The following is a 17,984-nucleotide window of genomic DNA, read 5'->3' as shown; positions in this document are numbered from 1 at the left end:
CCCGGGTGTGGCCGCGGCCGGCACGCAACGCCTAACCCGAGATGGGCGCGTGTCGGCCGCCTCTCGGTGCTAGGCGCCGACCCGGCGTGCGTACTCCTCGACGATCGCGTCGACCGGCTGGTCGACGTCGATGGCGATCCCGGCCTCGTCGGGCTCGAGCGGCTCCAGCGTGCGGAACTGGCTGTCCAGGAGCGAGGCCGGCATGAAGTGGCCCGGCCGGCTCGCCTGGCGGCTGGCGATCACCTCGCGGGTGCCCTCCAGGTGGAGGAAGGTCACCTCCGGGCTGTGCCGGCGGAGCTGGTCGCGGTACTTCCGCTTCAGCGCCGAGCAGCTCATCACGCCGCCACGCTCCTCGTGCCTGGCGAGCCACTCCCCCACGGCCTCCAGCCACGGGTAGCGGTCGTCGTCGTCCAGCGGGACCCCGGCGGTCATCTTCTCGATGTTCGCCGGCGGATGCAGGTCGTCGGCGTCCTCGAACGGCACCCGCAGCCTGCCCGCGATCGCCGCGCCGATGGTCGACTTCCCCGAACCCGAGACACCCATCACGACCAGCACCGGTTTCGCCATCAGGCCATCGTACGGGCGTAGAGGAGCTCGAGGTCGGTGAAGTGTCGCTTCGTTCCCGCCTCCTGGTAGGAGGACGTGTCCGCCATCGTGTAGCCGTGCGGAGCGTCGGGGTAGATGAGGTTGGTGTGGGCCACCCCGGCGTCCTCGAGCGCCCGGCCGAGGTCGGCGACGTTCTCCGGTGTCATCGAGCGGTCGTGGTCGGCGTGCCCGAAGTAGTACTCCGCCTGCGTCCCGGCGATGCAGGTGTGCGGCGAGTCCTCGTCCGCGGTCACCAGCCCACCGCCGTGGAACCCGCCGACCGCGACGAACTCGTCGGGGAACCGCCCCGCGGTCCGCACTGCGATCCGCGCCCCCATGCAGTAGCCGTGGGTCGCGAGCGGGCCGGTGACGTACGTCTGGAGGGTCTGGACGTACGCCGGGATGTCGAGCGCCAGCCGGTCCACGGTGAGGCCCCGCACCCGGGCCATCGCACCGTTCGCGAAGAACGCGTCCCGCGCCGCCGGCTCGCGGAGGTCGGCGGTCGGCGCCAGCTCGGCCACGCCGCCGTCGCGGTAGAACACGTGGGGCGCGAGCACGACGTAGCCCCAGGACGCGACCCGCTCGATCATCTCGGCCAGCCGCGGCCGCAGGCCGATGGCGTCCATGTAGACGAGCACGCCACCCTTCGGTGCGCTCCCGTGCCGGGCAAGGTAGGCCTCGGCGGTGCCGTCGGGCGTCTGGATCTCGATCTGTTCAACCACGCCGATCACGCTACTGCCATGCTCGTAGTCATGACCCAGCACCTTGATGCGCTGCACCTCGAGTCCTCCCGAGCGGTCCCGGTCGCCTACGAGACCGCCCTCGCCCGCGTCCTCCCCGCCCCGCTGCCCCAGATCTTCGGCCACCGGTACGCCGCGATCGGCCCGATCGCCGAGGTCCGTGACCAGGCCGGCGGTTGGGACTCCGTCGGCGAGACCCGCACCATCGTCCTCTCCGACGGCGCGACGATGCGCGAGACCCTGACCGGCATCGACGCCCCGTCGTCGTTCACCTACGAGATCACGCCGCTCTCGGGCCCGCTCAAGCTGCTGGTCGGCCACGTCGCCGGCCGCTGGTCCTTCGCCCCGGCCGGCACCGGCACCCGGGTCACCTGGTCCTGGGACGTCACCCCCACCTCGTCCGCCGCCTCGCTCGCGATGCCCGTGTTCGGGTGGATGTGGAAGGGGTACGCGCGGCAGAGTCTGGAGGCGCTCGAGGAGCTGTTGGTCGGCGCCTGAGCTTTGCTTGGCTCTTGATTGGCACGCCGGCGGGTTGGTGTGTTTTGTGGTTGGTGTTGCCGCGGTGATGTGGGTTGGGTAGGGGCTTGGGATCCGGGGTGAACGAATTTTCGTTCACTGCGTTGCGACCGGGCCCCCAGGGTGGCTGAGTCCGTGAAAGAAAATTCTCTTTCAGCTGGAGGAGCTGGGCTGATTGGCGGTGAACGAATTTTCGTTCACCGTGGAGCGTCTACCTCCCGAGGAGCGACTGTCTCCCGGCCACACTAGGGCCGCCGCCCCTGATAGCCAGCCAAATCTTTCTCGACATGGTCCGGTGTCAAGGATCGCCGAAGGCGACCGGCGTCAGCCGGCGGCCGCAGGCCGTCCTTGACTCCGGGGCAGGTCGAGAAACACTCGAGGACAGGGTCGGCGGCCCACAGCCGACGAAAACACAGTCGCGAACCCGCGGCGAACCAAGACGGCCGAAGCCGCGTCACTCCACCCCGTGCCGCTTGATGAACGAAAGAATCTGCTCGGAGAGCTCAGGCCGGCACACGATGACATCAGGCAGGTAGACGTCGTCCTGGTTGTAGCGCAACGGCGAGCCGTCGATCCGAGACGTGAACAGCCCGGCAGCGGCAGCAACGGCCACAGGCGCAGCGGAGTCCCACTCGTACTGCCCACCCGCGTGGACGTACGCATCGGAGATGTCGCGCACGACCGACATCATCTTCACACCGGCGGATCCCATCGGCACCAGCTCGGCGCCGAGCTCCTCGGCCAGCGCCTCGACGAACGCCGGCGGGCGGCTGCGGGAGACCGCGATCCGGGGGCGGGTCGCGGTCGACGGCGGGACGACCGGAGCGGCACCGGTGTGGAAGGTGCTCTGCACGGACGCGTCCGCGAGCGCCGGCTGCGCGACCGCACCCGCGATCAGCTCACCGCCGTTGGAGGAGCCCCACAGCGCCACGTGCACGGCCCAGTCGTCGCGCGGCGGCTCGGAGAACTCACGGGTACCGTCGAGCGGGTCGATGATCCACACCCGGTCCTTGGTGAGCCGCTCCTTGGAGTCCTTGCCCTCCTCGGACAGGACCGCGTCCTCCGGACGGTATTCGGCGACGAGCTCCATCAGCAGCTCGTGGGCCGCCAGGTCACCGGCGTCCTTGAGCTCCTTGCCCTCGAGCCCTGAGGTGGCGCGCACCTCGAGCAGCCGGCGGCCGGCGGTCTCGGCCAGCCAGGCGGCCAGCAGGTGGTCGGAGGCGAGGGTCTCGGGAGTGGGCACACCAGCTTCGAAGGTCACCCGCGGCACTCTAGCGAGACCGGCGCCCGGACCTGTACTGAGCCCGATATAGGCCCAAGCCGAGCCCGATCGCGGCGACCAGCGCGACCCCGGTCAGCACCGAGCGCAGGATCAGCCCGGTCTTGGCCTGCTCGTGCTCGTCGGTGACCGCGTCGGCCATGGTCTCGGTCGACTTCACGATGACCTCGCGAAGGCTCTGGATGTATTCCACGGCGCCGTCGGACCAGGTGCGTACGATCGGCTCCCCCTTCGACGCCGCCCGCATCTCCTTGGCGACTCCCTCGATGGTGCCCTTGGCGGCGACGTCGCGGACCGTACGCTGCGCCATCATCGCGCCCGAGCCCTTGTCGAAGGTGCCGTCGGAGACCCGGTCGAGCTCGGCCTGCAGCTCCGGCGAGGCACCCGAGTAGAACGCCGAGGAGGCCTTCACCCACGCGGCCTCGGCGTCGGTGAGGTCCTTGACCGACTTGGTGCTGATCTCGTTCTCCGACAGCGCCACGACCATGAGCTCGCGCTCGATGCTGAACGCCTCGGCTGCTGCCGTCAGGTTGCTGAGGTTGCGGATCTGGTCGGCGGTCTCGTCGTCCTCCAGCTCCGGCAGCTGCGCCGCGAGCATCAGCAGGTTGCTCGCCAGCCCGGTGTAGACCTCGCGGGCGGCGTCCTGGCTGGCCTTGTCGCCCTCCTGCATCTCGACCCGGTAGAGCTCGAAGTCGTCGAGCACCTCGGTGATGTCGTGGCGGAGCGCGCGCAGCTCGGCGTCGCCGTCGACGTCGATCTCGGCCGAGGCGGTCTGCCACTCCTCGACCGCGACGTCGGTGGTGTGCAGGTAGGTGGAGCGTACGTTGACCGGCGCCTGCGCGACCGGCTGCAGCGCGTCCCGCTCGAAGATCACGTCGACGGCGAGCTCGATGGTCTCCGGGAGCGACTCGCTCAGCGCGGCCGCACGGCCCGTCTCCGAGGTGTTCTGGAAGGCGGCGAACGTCGCCCAACCGCCGACGGCCACACCGACGAGCGCGACCGCCAGCAGGATGCTCAGCACCCGGCGACCACCGCCGGCGCGCTCTGCCGCCCGGGCCCCGCCGGTCGGGATCGGACCGCTCGCGCCGATCTTCGCGAACCCACCGGTCGACCCGGTGGCGCCCGCGGCCGGGAACGAGCCGCTGCCGGCGTACGCCTCGAAGGCACCGGAGGTGCTGATCGGGCCGGACGCATGGGTCGCGCGCGACCTGGGCGCCTGCGCGTCGAAGACCGGCAGCGGACCCGAGCCGGTGAGCACCGCGACGACGTCCTGCGCCCTCGGCCGGCGCTCGGGCTCCTTGGCCATCATCATCGCGACCAGGTCGTCGATGATCCCCGGCACCTGGACGGTGTCGCTGACCCGCGGGATGGGCGCGGTGGCGTGCTGGTAGACCATCGTCGCCGGGGCGCCGCCGGAGTAGGGGGTGCGCCCGGTGAGCATCTCGTAGAAGACACAGCCCAGCGAGTAGATGTCGCTCGGCGGGCCGACCTCGCCACCCGAGCCGCGCTCGGGCGAGAGGTAGCCGAGGCTCCCGACGACGTCGTGGGTGGAGGTCAGCCGCTGGTCGCCCAGCCGAGCGAGCTGGGCGATCCCGAAGTCGACGATCCGGATCCGGCGGTCGCTGTCGTAGACGAGGTTGGACGGCTTGATGTCGCGGTGGACGATCCCCTGGCCGTGGACCGCGGCGAGCGTACGCGCGGCCTGGACGATGACCTCGCCGGCCTCCCGGGCGACCAGCGGGCCGTGCGAGCGCAGGCGTTCGCCGAGGTCGGGACCGGTCAGGAGCTCCATGACGAGGAAGGCCATCGGCCCGTTGCCGGTGCGCTCGATCCCGGCGTCGTGGACCTGCACGGTCCCGGGGTGGCTGGCGGCCGCGGTCGAGAGCGACTCCCGACGGAACCGCTCGATCATGGTCGGGTCGGCCGACGTCCTCACGACCTTGACCGCGACCCACCGTTGCAGGGTGAGGTCCATGGCCTGCCATACCTCGCCCATACCGCCTCGCCCGATCAGGCGGTGCAGCTCATAACGGCCGGCAATCTTGGGGTGGGGGGAGGTTTGCATGGGGGACGTTCCCGTCGAGGATCCAGTTGTTCATTCGTGTTGGGTTGCTCACACAACGGCCTGGGAGTTTAGGGGACACTCACTAGTAGGCGCCAGAGCCACGCACAACGGCTTTAACCGTACGAACGACGATCCCGAAGTCCCGCAGAAGTGTCCAGTTGTCGACGTAGTCCAGGTCGAGCCTGACCGTGTCCTCCCAGGAGAGGTCCGAACGCCCCGAGACCTGCCACAGCCCGGTCAGACCGGGAGCAACCGCGAGTCGGCGATGGCCGTCCCGATCGTACATCGCCACCTCGCTGGGCAGTCCAGGCCTCGGCCCCACCAGCGACATCTGGCCCAGCACGATGTTGAACAGCTGGGGCAGCTCGTCGAGGGAGTACTTCCGCAGCACCCGCCCCACCCGGGTCACCCGCGGGTCAGCGCGGAGCTTGAAGAGCACGTGTCCCGGCCGGTGGTCGAGGGTGCGGAGCAGCGACTCCGCGTCGACGACCATGGTGCGGAACTTCCAGATCCGGAACTGCTTGCCGTTGCGGCCCACGCGCACCTGCCGGAAGAAGACCGGCCCCTGCGAGTCGAGCTTGATCACGACCGCCATGACCAGGAACACCGGGAGGAGCACGGCGACGGCGGCCACCGCGGCCAGCCACTCCCACACGTACTTGGCGACCCGGGTCAGCCGGGCCCGCAGGGCCTCGTCGACGTAGAGAAGGGTCATCGAGCCGAGCCGCATCGAGGCCGTACGCTGCGGGGTGACGTCCTGCATCCGGGTGCTGACCAGCAGCGGGAGCCCGAAGGACTCGCTCGTCCAGGCCAGCCGCTGGATCTCGCGGCCGGCGAGGTCGGGCCCGGGAACGACCAGCACGGCATCGGGTGCGACCGAAGCGATCGCGCCGGAGAGCCCGTCGGCGCGGCAGACCGCCGCCGCCTCCATCAGGCCGCCGCTGAGCCGGTGGGTCCACTCCGGGATCGCCCCGTGGTCATGGGCGGCCTCGACCACGACGACCCGCAGCGGGTTGCGCGGCCGGGAGCTGAAGATGTAGCCGACCACCCGGAACGCGAGCGCGGTCACCAGCCCGAGGATCGTCTGCACGACCAGCTGCGCCTGCGGCAGCTCGACCACCGCACCCAGCAGCCAGGTGGCCATGCTCATCGCCATGAACGCCTTGAAGACCCCCGAGACCGTCGCCCGCAGGCGCTCAGCACCGGGCAGGATCTTCGGCGCGGTGATCCTGGTGGCCAGACCCCAGACCAGCCCCCACGCCAGCGCGTTGGCGATCTCCTGTCCCACGAGAAGCGGCGCCAGGACCATCAATGCCAGCCCGTCGAGCATCGAGGCCTGCAACCGAAGGGAGGGTGCCTTGGCGGACACCCTCCGGCGGTTGATGTCGAGCGGGACTACTGTCTCCACCGACGCCAGCTCTATCGTCATTCATCTCCCCCATGGCTGCTGGGCGCCCGAACGCTACTTCATGCCAGAACAATGCGGGACGGAAGCGATCGTTGGGGGCCGATGGGGGTCCGGTTAGACCAAATGAGGGAACCGGAACCCACTGGTCCAGACCAGTTGAGTCACTCCAGCGACTGCGGCGATCGCCAGCCGAGACGGTGCGCGAGACCGACCGCGGCGATCTGGGAGGTCACCTGGAGCTTGGCCAGGATCGACTTCACCTGCGTACGCACGGTCGCCTCGGAGACGACGCCGATGACGGCGATCTCGTGGACGGTGCGGCCGAGCATCAGGTGGCCGAGCACCTGCGACTCACGCTTGGTGAGCAGCTCGATGCGGCGGCTCAGCTCGGCGACCTCGTGCTGGCGCTCGAACCAGATCCTGATCAGCCGCTCGCGGTCGCTGACCGCGAGCACGCAGGCGCCCTGGTAGAGCCGCCTGACGGTGCCCAGGATCTCGCCGAGCGGGCGGGACTTGGACAGCACCGTGCGGGCACCGTTGCGCAGCGCCTGCCCCCAGCGCGCCTCCTCGATCGCGCCCGTCACGACGACCACGTCGACGCCGGCCTTGGCGAGCGGCTCGATGAGGCGTACGCCGTCGCCGTAGCGCCCGAGGTCGAGGTCGAGGAGCACGACCTTCGGCTTGTTGCGGAGCACGACGGAGACCATCGTGGCGGTGGAGACGGGCTCGCTGGGCATCGGGATGCGGCGTACGTCGTAACCCTCCATCGAGACGGCGAGCTCGAGCGACTCGGCGAAGAGGACGTGGTCCTCGACGATGACGACTCGGTACTGGCTACGCGGCGACAACGCCATCGGAGGCACCTTCGTTCTCTGCTCCGACCTCGGAGCGTTCGATCACTGCACTGGGAAGGGTGACCACGAAGGTCGTACGGTCCGAGGCGGCGAGGCGGAGCGATCCGCCCATCCGCTCGGCGAGGGTGCAGGCTTCGTTGAGCCCGATCCCCTGGCCGGCCGAGTCCGGGCCACGGACACCCCACTCGAAGATCCGGTCGCGCACCTCGGGGGCCACCCCGGCACCGTCGTCGGAGACCTCGATCACGACCATCTGGCCCGACTCGCCCGGCTCGTGCCGGACCACGACCTCGACAGCGCCGGAGCCGTGCTTGGCCGCGTTGTCGAGAAGAATGTTGACGATCTCCGCCGCCGCGTCCGAGCTGCCGGTGGCGAGCGCGTTGCTGCGATGGTGGACGACCGTGGTGCCACTGGCCTCGTGGGCCAGGGCGAGGTTGTGGATCACCGCGTCGACGTCGATCACGCCGTTGTCGACCGGCATCGTGTCGGCGCCGCCGCGCTGTGCCCGGACGAGACGCTCCAGACGCCTGAGCTCGCTGCCCATCATGGTCAGCATCGCTACCCGGCGCTCGGGGTCGAGCGTCTCGGAGTTGCACAGCAGCTCGCTGGCCGAGCGGACGCCGGCGAGGGTCGAGGTCACCTCGTGCATCCGGGCCCGCTGGAGACGCTGCGTCTCCCGCGCGCTGAGCAGGTCGAGGTAGATCTCGTCGGCCGCCTTCGCCTCCGCAGCGCACACGCGCCGGTAGATGCGTACGGCGCCGTGCACCAGGCCCGCGGATGCCGCCAGCGAGGTGGCGACGACGATCACCGTGAGGAGGATCCAGAGGACCGCTCCGTGGGAGTGGAAGGAGACCCAGGGGCCCTGGAGGACGGCGATGAGAAAGCTCTGGACGCCGATGAAGACGGCAGTCGTGGTTGCGTAGGCGGTGCCTAGCCAGCCCGAGTTGATCCGCTTGAAAATGGACGTAGACATACTGCTCCCCATGACGGGTCGGCCAGTGAGGTGTGAGTCCCCGAAGCGGGCCGTTGTCGGGCCCTTCTCCCCCAGCCCGAGTTGTCGGGCCGTCCCAATTTGAATGTTGTGACCGATTCCTTCGCTGAAGGAAACGTAATCAGCACGTTATCGCCGCGCGACCGCATTTCGGGGCAATACCGAGAATTGAGGAGTCAAAGATTTCCGAGGTCGTCCGCAATCTACAGTGCGGGAAGCGTTGTCCCAGGTCATCCCCAAACTTGGGGCACTGTAGAACAGGTTTCTGATCCCTGGCTGTGACCCACCAGACTACTGATACCCCCAGGGATATCTGGCAGGGCCCCCGAGACGACCGAACGGCGCACCAGACATGGCAGGCTCGACCGTACGACTCAGGGTCGCCGTCTCGGCCGACGAGACGATGACCATCGACGCGGTGAGGGTCACGCTCGACGAGCGCGGCATCATCGTGACGGCGACCGCTGCCACCGACGCCGACCCGGCCGAGCTCCTCGTCGGTGACCCCGCCGCCTGGCTGGTGGTCACCGACATCGACGAGTGGGCGCAGCTCGACCGGGTGTGCGCGCTCGTGCGTGGCGTACGCCTGCCGGGGGTCGCGCTCACCACCGCTCCGCGCGGCGGGCTGTGGGGTGCGCTGATCGAGGCCGGCGCGGTGGAGGTGCTGCCCGCCGACACCGACTCGGACAGGATCGAGGACTCCCTGCGCGACGCCGCGGAAGGCCGCCAGGGGCACTCCCCGGCGGAGGTCGAGGGTCTGGTCGCGCAGTGGCACCTGATGCGGGACGGGCTGGCACGGATGCGCCGCCTCGTCGGCTCGCTGACCGCACGCGAGCACGAGGTGCTCGAGCTGCTCTACGCCGGCACGCCCGTCGCCCAGATCGCGGACCGCTTCGGGGTGGCACAGACGACGGTGCGGACCCAGGTGAAGTCGATCCTGCGCAAGTTCGGCGTCGGCTCGCAACTGGCCGCGGTCGCGGCGTACGACCGGTTTCTGCGGCCGCCCAGGAGCTGACCCTAGGAGTTGAACCGCTGCTGGGTCTTCTCCAGGCCCTCGGTGATCAGCGTCTCGATGGCGTCGGCGGCCGTGTCGACCACGAACGGCAGCACCTTGCGCTCGGTGGTGGAGAAGTTGGAGAGCACGAAGTCGTGCACCTCCTGACGCCCGGGCGGGCGGCCGATGCCGACGCGCACCCGGTGGAAGTCGCCGGTCCCGAGAGAGGACCGCATCGACTTGAGGCCGTTGTGGCCGTTGTCGCCGCCGCCCAGCTTGACCCGCATCGTGTCGAAGGCGATGTCGAGCTCGTCATGGATGGCGATCACGTGGTCGGGCTGGACCTTGTAGAAGGTCGCCAGCGCCTTGACCGGCCCGCCGGACTCGTTCATGTAGGTCCGGGAACGGGCGAGCACGACGCGCGGGCCGGGCACCCCCGGGGTCGTACCCCGGAGGCGCCCTTCCACGACGTCAGCACGGCCGGACTTGTGGGCACGCCACTTGCTGCCCAGCCGGTTGGCCAGCTCGTCGGTGACGAGGTAGCCGATGTTGTGACGGTGTCCGGCGTACGTCGGCCCAGGGTTGCCCAGGCCGACGACCAGCCAGACGCCGTCGGTCATCAAGTCCGAGGTCACTCGGCGTCGGCGGCCTCAGCGGCCTCGGCGGCCTCAGCGGTCTCACCCTCGGCGGCCTCGTCGGCGACGGGCTCCTCGATGGTGCGGGCCTCGGTGATGTTGACGACCAGGGTCTCCGGGTCGGTCACCAGGGTGGTGCCCTTGGGCAGCTCGACCTGGCCGGCCAGGATCTGGGTGCCGATCTCGAGGCCCTCGATGCTGATCTCGAGGCTCTCCGGCACGTGGGTGGCCTCGGCCTCGACGGTCAGGGTGTTGGCGTCGGTGACGACCATGGTGCCGGAGGCGGCGTCGCCCACGACGTTGACGACGATGTCGACGGTGACCTTCTCGCCCGCGCGGACGGCGACGAAGTCGACGTGCTCGATGACACGGCGGACGTCGTCGACCTGGACCTGCTTGGTCAGGGCGAGCTGCTTCTTGCCGTCGATGTCCAGCTCCAGCAGCGCGTTGGCACCGTGGTGCTTGAGCGCCATCATGGTGGCGTGGCCCGGCAGGGTCAGGTGGATCGGGTCGGCGCCGTGGCCGTAGACGACCGCCGGAATCTTGTTCTCACGGCGGATGCGGCGAGCGGCACCCTTGCCGAACTCGGTGCGCTTCTCGGCGACGATCTTCTCGCTGGACATGCGTTGAACTCCTCGATGAGTGGTGCTGACGTCAATGGCGCCCGGCTGGTCCAACGAAGGCCGTGCGACGAAGGCACGGCGTCCCTTTGAGGAGACGTCCACCTTGTCGATCACGGAGCGCGAGGCGCTCCCTCGCCGAGGCAACTGCCACAGACTATCCCCGGATCACGCTCACAGCGAAATGCGCGCGCGTGCTGACCTGCGAGGACGTACGTTGGAGGTCGTGTCCCTCACACTCGACGAGGCCCGCGCGCGGGCCGGCGTGATCAGCTCCGTCTCCTACACCCTCGATCTCGACCTCACCGGCCTCGAGACCTTTCGGAGCCACAGCCGGGTCCGGTTCGCCTCCACGGCGACCGAGACGTTCCTGGACCTGAAGGGCGCGCTCTCGGTGTCGCTGGTCGTCAACGGGGAGGCGGTCGAGGCTGCGTACGACGGTGCGCGGGTGGGTCTGACCGGGCTGTCCGAGGAGGCGGTCAACGAGGTGGAGGTGACCGCGACGCTGCCGTTCACGACCGACGGCGACGGGATGCACACGTTCACCGATCCCGTCGACGGGTCGCGCTACGTGTCGGCCTACCTGGGCATGGACAACGCCTCGAAGGTCTTCGCCTGCTTCGACCAGAACGATCTCAAGGCGTCGTTCTCGGTCGCGGTCACCGCCGACCCGGCCGACACCGTCCTCGCCAACGGGGCCGTCGTCTCGCACGACGCCGGCCGCTGGGTCTTCGCGGCCACTCCCCCGATCCCGCCGGCGCTGCTGGTGGTCGCCGCCGGCCCGTGGCACTCGGTGCGCTGGTCACACGCGGGGCTCGACTTCGGCTGGCACGCCCGGCGGTCGCTGGCGACCGAGCTCGACCGGGACGCGGAGGAGCTGCGGCGTACGACCGAGGCGTGCTACGCCCACTACGCCGATCTCATCGACGAGCCCTACCCCTTCGACTCCTACGACCAGGTCTTCGTGCCCGGGCTCAACTGGGGTGCGCAGGAGATGCCGGGGTGCGTGACCTACCGCGACGAGCTGCTGCCGCGCGGCGCGATCACCGACGCCCAGCGCGCGATCCGCGCGGTGATCATCGCCCACGAGATGTCCCACATGTGGTTCGGCGACTCGATGACGATGACCTGGTGGGAGGACACCTGGCTGCAGGAGTCGTTCGCCGACTACATGGGCTACCGGGTCGCCGAGGCGGGTGCCGGCTTCTCGGACCTACGGGTCGAGGTGGAGATCCGCAGCAAGCCGTGGGGCTACCGCTCCGACGCGCGCCGCTCCACCCATCCGGTGGCCCCGCTGGCCGAGGACGTACCGGACGTGGACACCGCCGCCACCATCTTCGACGGGATCTCCTACGCCAAGGGCGGCGCCTGCCTCGTGCAGCTCGCGTTCTGGCTCGGCGACGAGGAGTTCATGGCCGGGGTCAACCGTCACCTGACCCGCTTCCGCTTCGCCAACGCCACCCTGGCCGACTTCGTCGAGTCGCTCGCGGAGACCTCGTCGAAGGACATACGCGGCTGGGTGGAGGCCTGGCTGCGGCAGCCGGGCTTCGACACCGTGTCGGTGCGGCGCGACGGCGACGTACCGGTCCTGGTGCGCGAGGGAAACAGGCCGCACGCGTTCACGGTCGCCGGCTACGACTCCTCGCTCCGGCTCGTCGGACGCCGGCGGGTGGAGCTCGGTGCCGACCCGATGCCGCTGCCGGAGCTCGCCGGCCATGTCGTCGTGCCCAACGCCGGTGGCGAGACCTTCGCCGCGCTCCGGCTCGACCCGGAGTCGTGGGAGGCGCTCTCCGACGGGCTGTCCCGGGTCGAGGACCCGCTCGTGCGCGCCGTGCTCTGGTCCTCCGCCGCTCTCCAGGTGCGCTCGCGCGACCTCTCCGCCGACGAGTTCCTCGACCTGGTCGAGACCCATCTGCCCGCAGAGAGCCGAGCGGACATCATCGAGGGCGTGCTCTCGGAGGCCAGGTCCGTGGTGATCCCGCATCGGGTGCCTGCCTCGCGCGCCGCCGGTGCGGTGGCGCGGGTCGCCACCGCGGCCGCCGCGGGCCTGAAGGCCTCCGAGGACGACGAGCAGCGCGCCCTGGCCTGGGCCACCGCGCTGGCCGCGACCAGCGCCGACGCCGGGTTGCTGCGCGGCTGGCTCGACGCCGACAAGGTCGCCACCGGGATCGCGCTGCTGCCGACCACCCGCTGGGAGGCGGTCGCGCGCCTCGCCGCGCTCGGTGAGGCCGACGCGCGCTTCATCGCCGCCGAGCGCGACCGCGACGGCACCGTCGAGGGAGACCTCGGGGCGCTTCGCGCCCTCGCCGCGCGACCTTCGACGATCGCGAAGGACGCCGCCTGGGAGGCGATGCTCGCCCCCGGGGTCGACAACCGCCGCTTCGGTGCGCTGGCGTCGGGGATGTGGATCGCGGAGCAGGCCCACCTGCTGCGTCCCTACGTCGCCGCCTATCTCGCCGAGGCGCCGAAGCTGGCCACCCGTGGCCAGGCCTTCGCCCTCGAGGTCGGCCGCGCCTTCCCGCGGATCGCTCTCGACGCCGGCCAGCTCGATGCGCTGCGAGCAGCGCTGGCCGACGGCGTACCGACGATCCTGCGGCGTTCCTGGGAGGACCACTTCGACGACCGCGAGTAGCGACCACTAGCCTCTAGGCGCCCTCGACCCCCACACCTGAGGACGGCCATGAAGAAGTCGCGCATCTGGCTCGGCGTCGGGATCGCGTTCGTCGTTCTCGTCGGGGCCGTCACCGGCACCGGCTGGTACCTCGCCCACCGCCTCGACGACCAGGTCCGGACCGTCGACGTCTTCAGCGGGCTCGAGGAGCGCCCGGAGCCCGCCACCGACGCCGCGGGCGCGATGAACATCCTGCTGCTCGGCACCGACGGTCGCACCGGCGGCGAGGCCACCACCGGCAGCGAGGCCACCGCGTCGTGGACCCCCGGCGAGCAGCGTGCCGACACGATGATGCTGCTCCACCTCAGCGCGGACCGCCGCTCGGCCTCGGTCGTCTCGATCCCGCGCGACGCCTGGGTGCGGATCCCCGGCCACGGCAAGGCCAAGGTCAACGCCGCCTTCTCCCAGGGTGGGCCACGACTCAGCGTGCAGACCATCGAGAAGCTCACCGGCGTACGCATCGACCATGTCGCCTGGGTCGACTGGGCCGGCTTCGAGGAGATCGGCGACCTCCTCGGCGGCGTCGAGGTCTACATCCCCGAGACCGTCCACGACTCCGCGCGCCACCGCACCTGGACCAAGGGCAAGCACCTGCTCACGGGCGAGGAGGCCCTGCTCTACGTACGCCAGCGCTACGGCCTCCCCGGCGGCGACCTCGATCGGGTGAAGCGCCAGCAGTACGTCCTGCGCTCCATCCTCCGCGGCCTGCGGCAGAGCGTCGACCCGAAGGACCCCAAGAAGGCCTACGACCTCCTCGACATCATCACCCGCCACCTCACCGTCGACTCCGGCTTCTCCGGCGGCGACCTGCGCGGCCTCGCCCTCGATCTCGCCCGGATGCCTTCCGAGGACCTGACCTTCTTCACCGCTCCGGTGGCCGGCCTGGGCAGGGAGGGTGCGCAGAGCGTCGTCCACCTCGATGCGCGCAAGGGCCGGCGCCTCTGGGCGGCTGTGCGGGAGGACGAGGTGGAGGACTGGCTGGCTCGGAATCCTGAGGTCCTCACGGGCAAGACGGTGAGCTGAGGGTCTCTCGGGGCTGGTGCCCGCCGTCGGTCGAGGCATCCCGGATACCGTGAAGAACATGCCGATCCCAGACTTCATCGTCGCCCTTCGCCGCAAGATAGGCACAGAACTGCTCTGGCTCCCCGGCGTGACGGCAGTGGTGCGCAGAGACGACGAGATCCTCCTGGTCCGGCGAGCGGACAACGGCAGATGGACACCGATCACCGGAATCGTCGACCCCGGCGAACAGCCGGGGACCGCAGCGGTGCGGGAGGCGAAGGAGGAGACCGGGGTGGACATCTCGGTCGACCGTCTGGCGTCAGCAGGGGCAACGGATCCGATGGTCTATCCCAACGGCGACCGGGCCGTCTACATGGACCTCACCTTCAGCTGCACGTGGCTCTCGGGCGAGGCGTACGTGGCCGATGACGAGTCGGTGGACGTCGGCTGGTTCCACGTGGACGATCTCCCGGAGATGCCCTCCGAGCTCCGGGCGCGGATCGACGCCGTCCTCTCCGGCGAGGTCGCCGCACGGTTCAGCGTCTGACGACCGTCAGCGCAGAGACCGCAACCGACCGTCGAGAGTGCTCATGAGCGAAGCGACACGGTTCCCACCGGAAGGCACCGAGGGATAGCGCATGAGCACCTCGATCAGCTCCGGGGTCGCCCGCTCGACAGCCCGGTCGAGGGAAGCCTCGGCCGCGGCCTCGGGATCACCCGATGCCTCGAGCTCGGCGATCCGGGCGACGTTCGCCGAGGCCCGCAGGATGTGCCCGACCTGGGCGGCGTCGGCGAGGGGGTGGAGGTAGGCGGCCGACGCGGCGTCACCGGCGCTGCGCGCCGCCAGCCGGGTGGCCTCGGTCGGCGCCTCGGCCGCGGCTCGGTGAGCATCCAGGGAGGTGACCCGCTGCAGCTTCGTACGTCTCGCCCCACCGACGAACTCCCAGGCCGCATCGAGCGCGAGACGCGGGCGGGGGTCGCCGGGCACCGCCGCCTCGAAGAGCGGCAGGACCTCGGCGGCGGTCTCCGCGACGTAGCGGGCGACGACCCGGAGCTCGTCGGTCGTCAGCTCGAAGTCGTCGGCCACGGAGGACGCAGGATCAGGCGTGACCGTCGAACATCGAGGTCACCGAGCCGTCCTCGAAGACCTCGCGGATCGCACGCGCGACCATCGGGGCGATGGAGAGCGTGGTGAGCTTGTCGAACTGCTTCTCCTCCGGCACCGGGAGGGTGTTGGTGATGACGACCTCGGTGGCGGTGGAGTTCTTCAGCCGGTCGACGGCCGGGTCGGAGAGGATCGCGTGGGTGGCGCAGATGATCACGCCGGCCGCACCGTCGGCCATCAGCGCGTCGGCGGCCTTCACGATCGTGCCACCGGTGTCGATCATGTCGTCGGTGAGGATGCAGATGCGGTCCTTGACCTCACCGACGACGCGGTTGGCGACGGTCTCGTTGGGCCGGTTGATGTCACGGGTCTTGTGGATGAACGCCAGCGGCGCCCCACCGAGCCGCGCGGCCCAGCGCTCGGCGACCTTGATCCGGCCGGCGTCGGGAGAGACGACCGCGAGCGGCTGGTTGCCGTACTTGTCCTTGATGTAGTCGGTCAGCAGCGGCAGCGCCATCAGGTGGTCGACCGGGCCGTCGAAGTAGCCCTGGAGCTGGTCGGCGTGGAGGTCGACGGAGATGATCCGGTCCGCACCCGCGGTCTTGAACATGTCGGCGACCAGACGGGCCGAGATCGGCTCGCGACCGCGGTGCTTCTTGTCCTGGCGGGAGTAGCCCCAGAACGGCATCACGACGGTGATCCGCTTGGCCGAGGCGCGTTTGAGCGCGTCGACCATGATCAGGTGCTCCATGAGCCACTGGTTGATCGGCGCCGTGTGCGACTGGATCACGAACGCGTCCGAGCCGCGCACCGACTCCTCGTAGCGGACGTAGATCTCGGAGTTGGCGAAGTCGTAGGCCGAGGTCGGCGTCAGCTTCGTACCCAAAAGGTCGGCGACCTCCTCGGCGAGGACCGGGTGAGCCCGGCCGCTGAAGAGCATCAACTGCTTCTCGGTGGTGCGCTTGGTCATGTGCTGGCTCCTACCCCCGGGGTCACTGCACTTGGATTGTCCATCAACATCGCCGCCGCGCCCAACCCCGGCGGTTACTCGCCGGTCGCCGAGGGTTCACCGAGGATCGGTACGCCCGCCTCGAGCGCCTCCTCGGCCGCCGCCGCCTGCGGCGTGCCTGCCCTCTTCGCCAGTGCCCATCCCTCGATGATCCGCTGCTGACCTGCGGAGACGGCCAGCGCACCGGGCGGAACGTCCTCCCGGATGAGGGCCTCGCCACCGGTCGTCGCACCGTCTCCGACGACCACCGGCGCGACAAAGGTCACACCGGATCCGGACTTCACGTGGCGCCCGATCCGGGTCTTGTGCTTGTTGACCCCGTCGTAGTTGGCGAAGATCGTGCCGGCCCCGATGTTGGAGCCCTCCCCGATCGTCGCGTCGCCGACGTAGGACAGGTGCGGCACCTTGGCGCCGGGGCCGATGGTGGAGTTCTTGACCTCGACGAACCCGCCGATCTTCCCCTCCTCGCCGAGCACCGTGCCGGGGCGCAGGTAGGAGAACGGCCCCACGTTGGCACCCGGTCCGACGACGGCGAGCTCGGCCTGCGTACGCACCACCCGGGCGCCGTGGCCGACCTCGGTGTCCTTCAGCGTGCAGTCCGGACCGACCACCGCGTCCTCGTCGATCCGGGTGGCACCGATGAGCTGGGTGCCGGGCAGGATGGTGACGTCGGGGGCGAGCTCGACGTCGGCGTCGATCCAGGTCGTGGCCGGGTCCATGACCGTGACCCCGTCCTTCATCCACCGGGTCACGATCCGGTCGTTGAGGATCTTCCCGAGCGCGGCGAGCTGGGCCCGGTCGTTGGCGCCCTCGGCCTCGGTGACGTCGTCGAGGACGAACGCGTCCACCGCCAGCCCGTCGGAGACCGCCAGCGCGATCGCGTCGGTGAGGTAGAACTCCTTCTTGGCGTTGTCGTTGCCGATCCGGGGCAGTACGCCGGCGAGGAAGGCCCCGTCGAAGGCGATGATCCCCGAGTTGATCTCGGTGATCGCCCGCTCCTCGTCGGTCGCGTCCTTCTCCTCGACGATCCCGCTGACGCCGCCGTCACCGCGCAGGATCCGGCCGTAGCCGAAGGGCTCCGGGACGATCCCGCTCAGGATCGTCGCGGCCCGGCCGGCGGACTCGTGGTCGGCCACGAGCGCGCGCAGCGACTCACCGCGCAGCAGAGGGGTGTCGCCATAGGTCACCAGGACGGTCCCGCCGGAGACCGCGCCGGCCTCGACCGCGACCCGCACCGCGTGGGCGGTGCCGAGCTGCTCGGTCTGGACGGCGATCACAGCCTCGGGGAGGATCTCGGCGATGTGGGGCTCGACCAGCTCGCGCTGGTGGCCCACGACCGCGACGACGCGGGACGCCCCGGCCTCCGAGACCGCGGCCAGGACATGGCCCACGAGACTCCGGCCCGCGATCTGGTGGAGCATCTTGGGAGTCTTGGACTTCATCCGGGTGCCGCCACCGGCGGCCAGCACGATCACGGTGAGCTCGCTCATGTTGGCTCAGTCTAGGGCGC

Annotated in this window: 17 protein-coding genes; 5 read left to right on the top strand and 12 right to left on the bottom strand. The window is 70.0% G+C overall.

Features of this window, described 5'->3' with window-relative positions:
* Positions 1–69 precede the first annotated feature (69 nt).
* Entirely contained in the window at positions 70–567 is a 498-nt protein-coding gene (locus HD557_RS04055; protein ID WP_196872884.1) for a gluconokinase, read from the bottom strand.
* Positions 567–1,307, bottom strand: a complete 741-nt coding sequence (locus tag HD557_RS04050; RefSeq protein ID WP_307785532.1) for a dienelactone hydrolase family protein — start codon at positions 1,305–1,307, stop codon at positions 567–569. Before HD557_RS04050 ends, HD557_RS04055 begins: the two co-directional genes overlap by 1 nt.
* Positions 1,308–1,337: 30 nt before the next feature.
* On the opposite strand from HD557_RS04050, the gene HD557_RS04045 reads away from it, so the two are divergent.
* On the top strand, positions 1,338–1,823 hold the full coding sequence (locus HD557_RS04045) for an SRPBCC family protein (protein ID WP_008361205.1): 486 nt from the start codon (positions 1,338–1,340) through the stop codon (positions 1,821–1,823).
* Positions 1,824–2,295: 472 nt separating this feature from the next.
* Here the strand turns inward: HD557_RS04045 and HD557_RS04040 are convergent, their stop codons facing one another.
* The 5 genes from HD557_RS04040 to HD557_RS04020 form a co-directional block, all read right to left on the bottom strand.
* On the bottom strand, positions 2,296–3,102 hold the full coding sequence (locus HD557_RS04040) for a 3'(2'),5'-bisphosphate nucleotidase CysQ (protein WP_307785531.1): 807 nt from the start codon (positions 3,100–3,102) through the stop codon (positions 2,296–2,298).
* Between the two features lie 10 nt (positions 3,103–3,112).
* Positions 3,113–5,185: a protein kinase domain-containing protein gene (locus tag HD557_RS04035; protein WP_269210630.1), complete on the bottom strand. Its 2,073-nt coding sequence runs from the start codon at positions 5,183–5,185 to the stop codon at positions 3,113–3,115.
* Between the two features lie 82 nt (positions 5,186–5,267).
* Positions 5,268–6,614 carry an exopolysaccharide biosynthesis polyprenyl glycosylphosphotransferase gene (locus tag HD557_RS04030; protein WP_008361197.1) on the bottom strand — a complete coding sequence of 449 codons (1,347 nt, stop codon included), beginning with the start codon at positions 6,612–6,614 and terminating at the stop codon, positions 5,268–5,270.
* A gap of 140 nt (positions 6,615–6,754) precedes the next feature.
* On the bottom strand, positions 6,755–7,447 hold the full coding sequence (locus HD557_RS04025) for a response regulator (RefSeq protein WP_008361195.1): 693 nt from the start codon (positions 7,445–7,447) through the stop codon (positions 6,755–6,757).
* A complete protein-coding gene (locus tag HD557_RS04020) occupies positions 7,428–8,420 on the bottom strand; it encodes a sensor histidine kinase (RefSeq protein WP_040756018.1) in 993 nt (330 codons plus the stop codon). Before HD557_RS04020 ends, HD557_RS04025 begins: the two co-directional genes overlap by 20 nt.
* Positions 8,421–8,790: 370 nt before the next feature.
* Between HD557_RS04020 and HD557_RS04015 the strand changes: the two genes are divergently transcribed.
* Complete coding sequence (locus tag HD557_RS04015) at positions 8,791–9,453, top strand: helix-turn-helix transcriptional regulator (RefSeq protein WP_008361193.1); 663 nt, start codon at positions 8,791–8,793, stop codon at positions 9,451–9,453.
* Between the two features lie 2 nt (positions 9,454–9,455).
* Here HD557_RS04015 and pth read toward each other — a convergent pair whose 3' ends face one another.
* Positions 9,456–10,052 (bottom strand): aminoacyl-tRNA hydrolase, encoded by a 597-nt coding sequence (gene pth / locus HD557_RS04010; protein WP_040756195.1) that lies wholly within the window; start codon positions 10,050–10,052, stop codon positions 9,456–9,458.
* An 11-nt stretch (positions 10,053–10,063) separates the two neighbouring features.
* Positions 10,064–10,690 carry a 50S ribosomal protein L25/general stress protein Ctc gene (locus tag HD557_RS04005; RefSeq protein ID WP_008361191.1) on the bottom strand — a complete coding sequence of 209 codons (627 nt, stop codon included), beginning with the start codon at positions 10,688–10,690 and terminating at the stop codon, positions 10,064–10,066.
* A 223-nt stretch (positions 10,691–10,913) separates the two neighbouring features.
* On the opposite strand from HD557_RS04005, the gene pepN reads away from it, so the two are divergent.
* Genes pepN through HD557_RS03990 form a run of 3 tightly spaced genes read left to right on the top strand, consistent with a single transcriptional unit; the run spans position 10,914 to position 14,907 of the window.
* Positions 10,914–13,319 carry an aminopeptidase N gene (gene pepN, locus HD557_RS04000; protein WP_196872881.1) on the top strand — a complete coding sequence of 802 codons (2,406 nt, stop codon included), beginning with the start codon at positions 10,914–10,916 and terminating at the stop codon, positions 13,317–13,319.
* 48 nt (positions 13,320–13,367) lie between these two features.
* Entirely contained in the window at positions 13,368–14,381 is a 1,014-nt protein-coding gene (locus tag HD557_RS03995) for an LCP family protein (RefSeq protein ID WP_008361189.1), read from the top strand.
* Between the two features lie 58 nt (positions 14,382–14,439).
* A complete protein-coding gene (locus HD557_RS03990) occupies positions 14,440–14,907 on the top strand; it encodes an NUDIX hydrolase (RefSeq protein ID WP_040756194.1) in 468 nt (155 codons plus the stop codon).
* Between the two features lie 6 nt (positions 14,908–14,913).
* Here HD557_RS03990 and HD557_RS03985 read toward each other — a convergent pair whose 3' ends face one another.
* The 3 genes from HD557_RS03985 to glmU form a co-directional block, all read right to left on the bottom strand.
* Positions 14,914–15,447, bottom strand: a complete 534-nt coding sequence (locus HD557_RS03985) for a putative immunity protein (protein WP_008361187.1) — start codon at positions 15,445–15,447, stop codon at positions 14,914–14,916.
* Between the two features lie 13 nt (positions 15,448–15,460).
* Positions 15,461–16,435 carry a ribose-phosphate diphosphokinase gene (locus HD557_RS03980; RefSeq protein ID WP_008361184.1) on the bottom strand — a complete coding sequence of 325 codons (975 nt, stop codon included), beginning with the start codon at positions 16,433–16,435 and terminating at the stop codon, positions 15,461–15,463.
* Positions 16,436–16,509: 74 nt separating this feature from the next.
* Positions 16,510–17,964 (bottom strand): bifunctional UDP-N-acetylglucosamine diphosphorylase/glucosamine-1-phosphate N-acetyltransferase GlmU, encoded by a 1,455-nt coding sequence (gene glmU / locus HD557_RS03975; protein ID WP_008361182.1) that lies wholly within the window; start codon positions 17,962–17,964, stop codon positions 16,510–16,512.
* Positions 17,965–17,984: the final 20 nt, after the last annotated feature.

This window comes from Nocardioides luteus, from assembly GCF_015752315.1.
Taxonomy (GTDB): domain Bacteria; phylum Actinomycetota; class Actinomycetes; order Propionibacteriales; family Nocardioidaceae; genus Nocardioides.
This window is presented reverse-complemented; position numbering and strand designations above follow the sequence as displayed.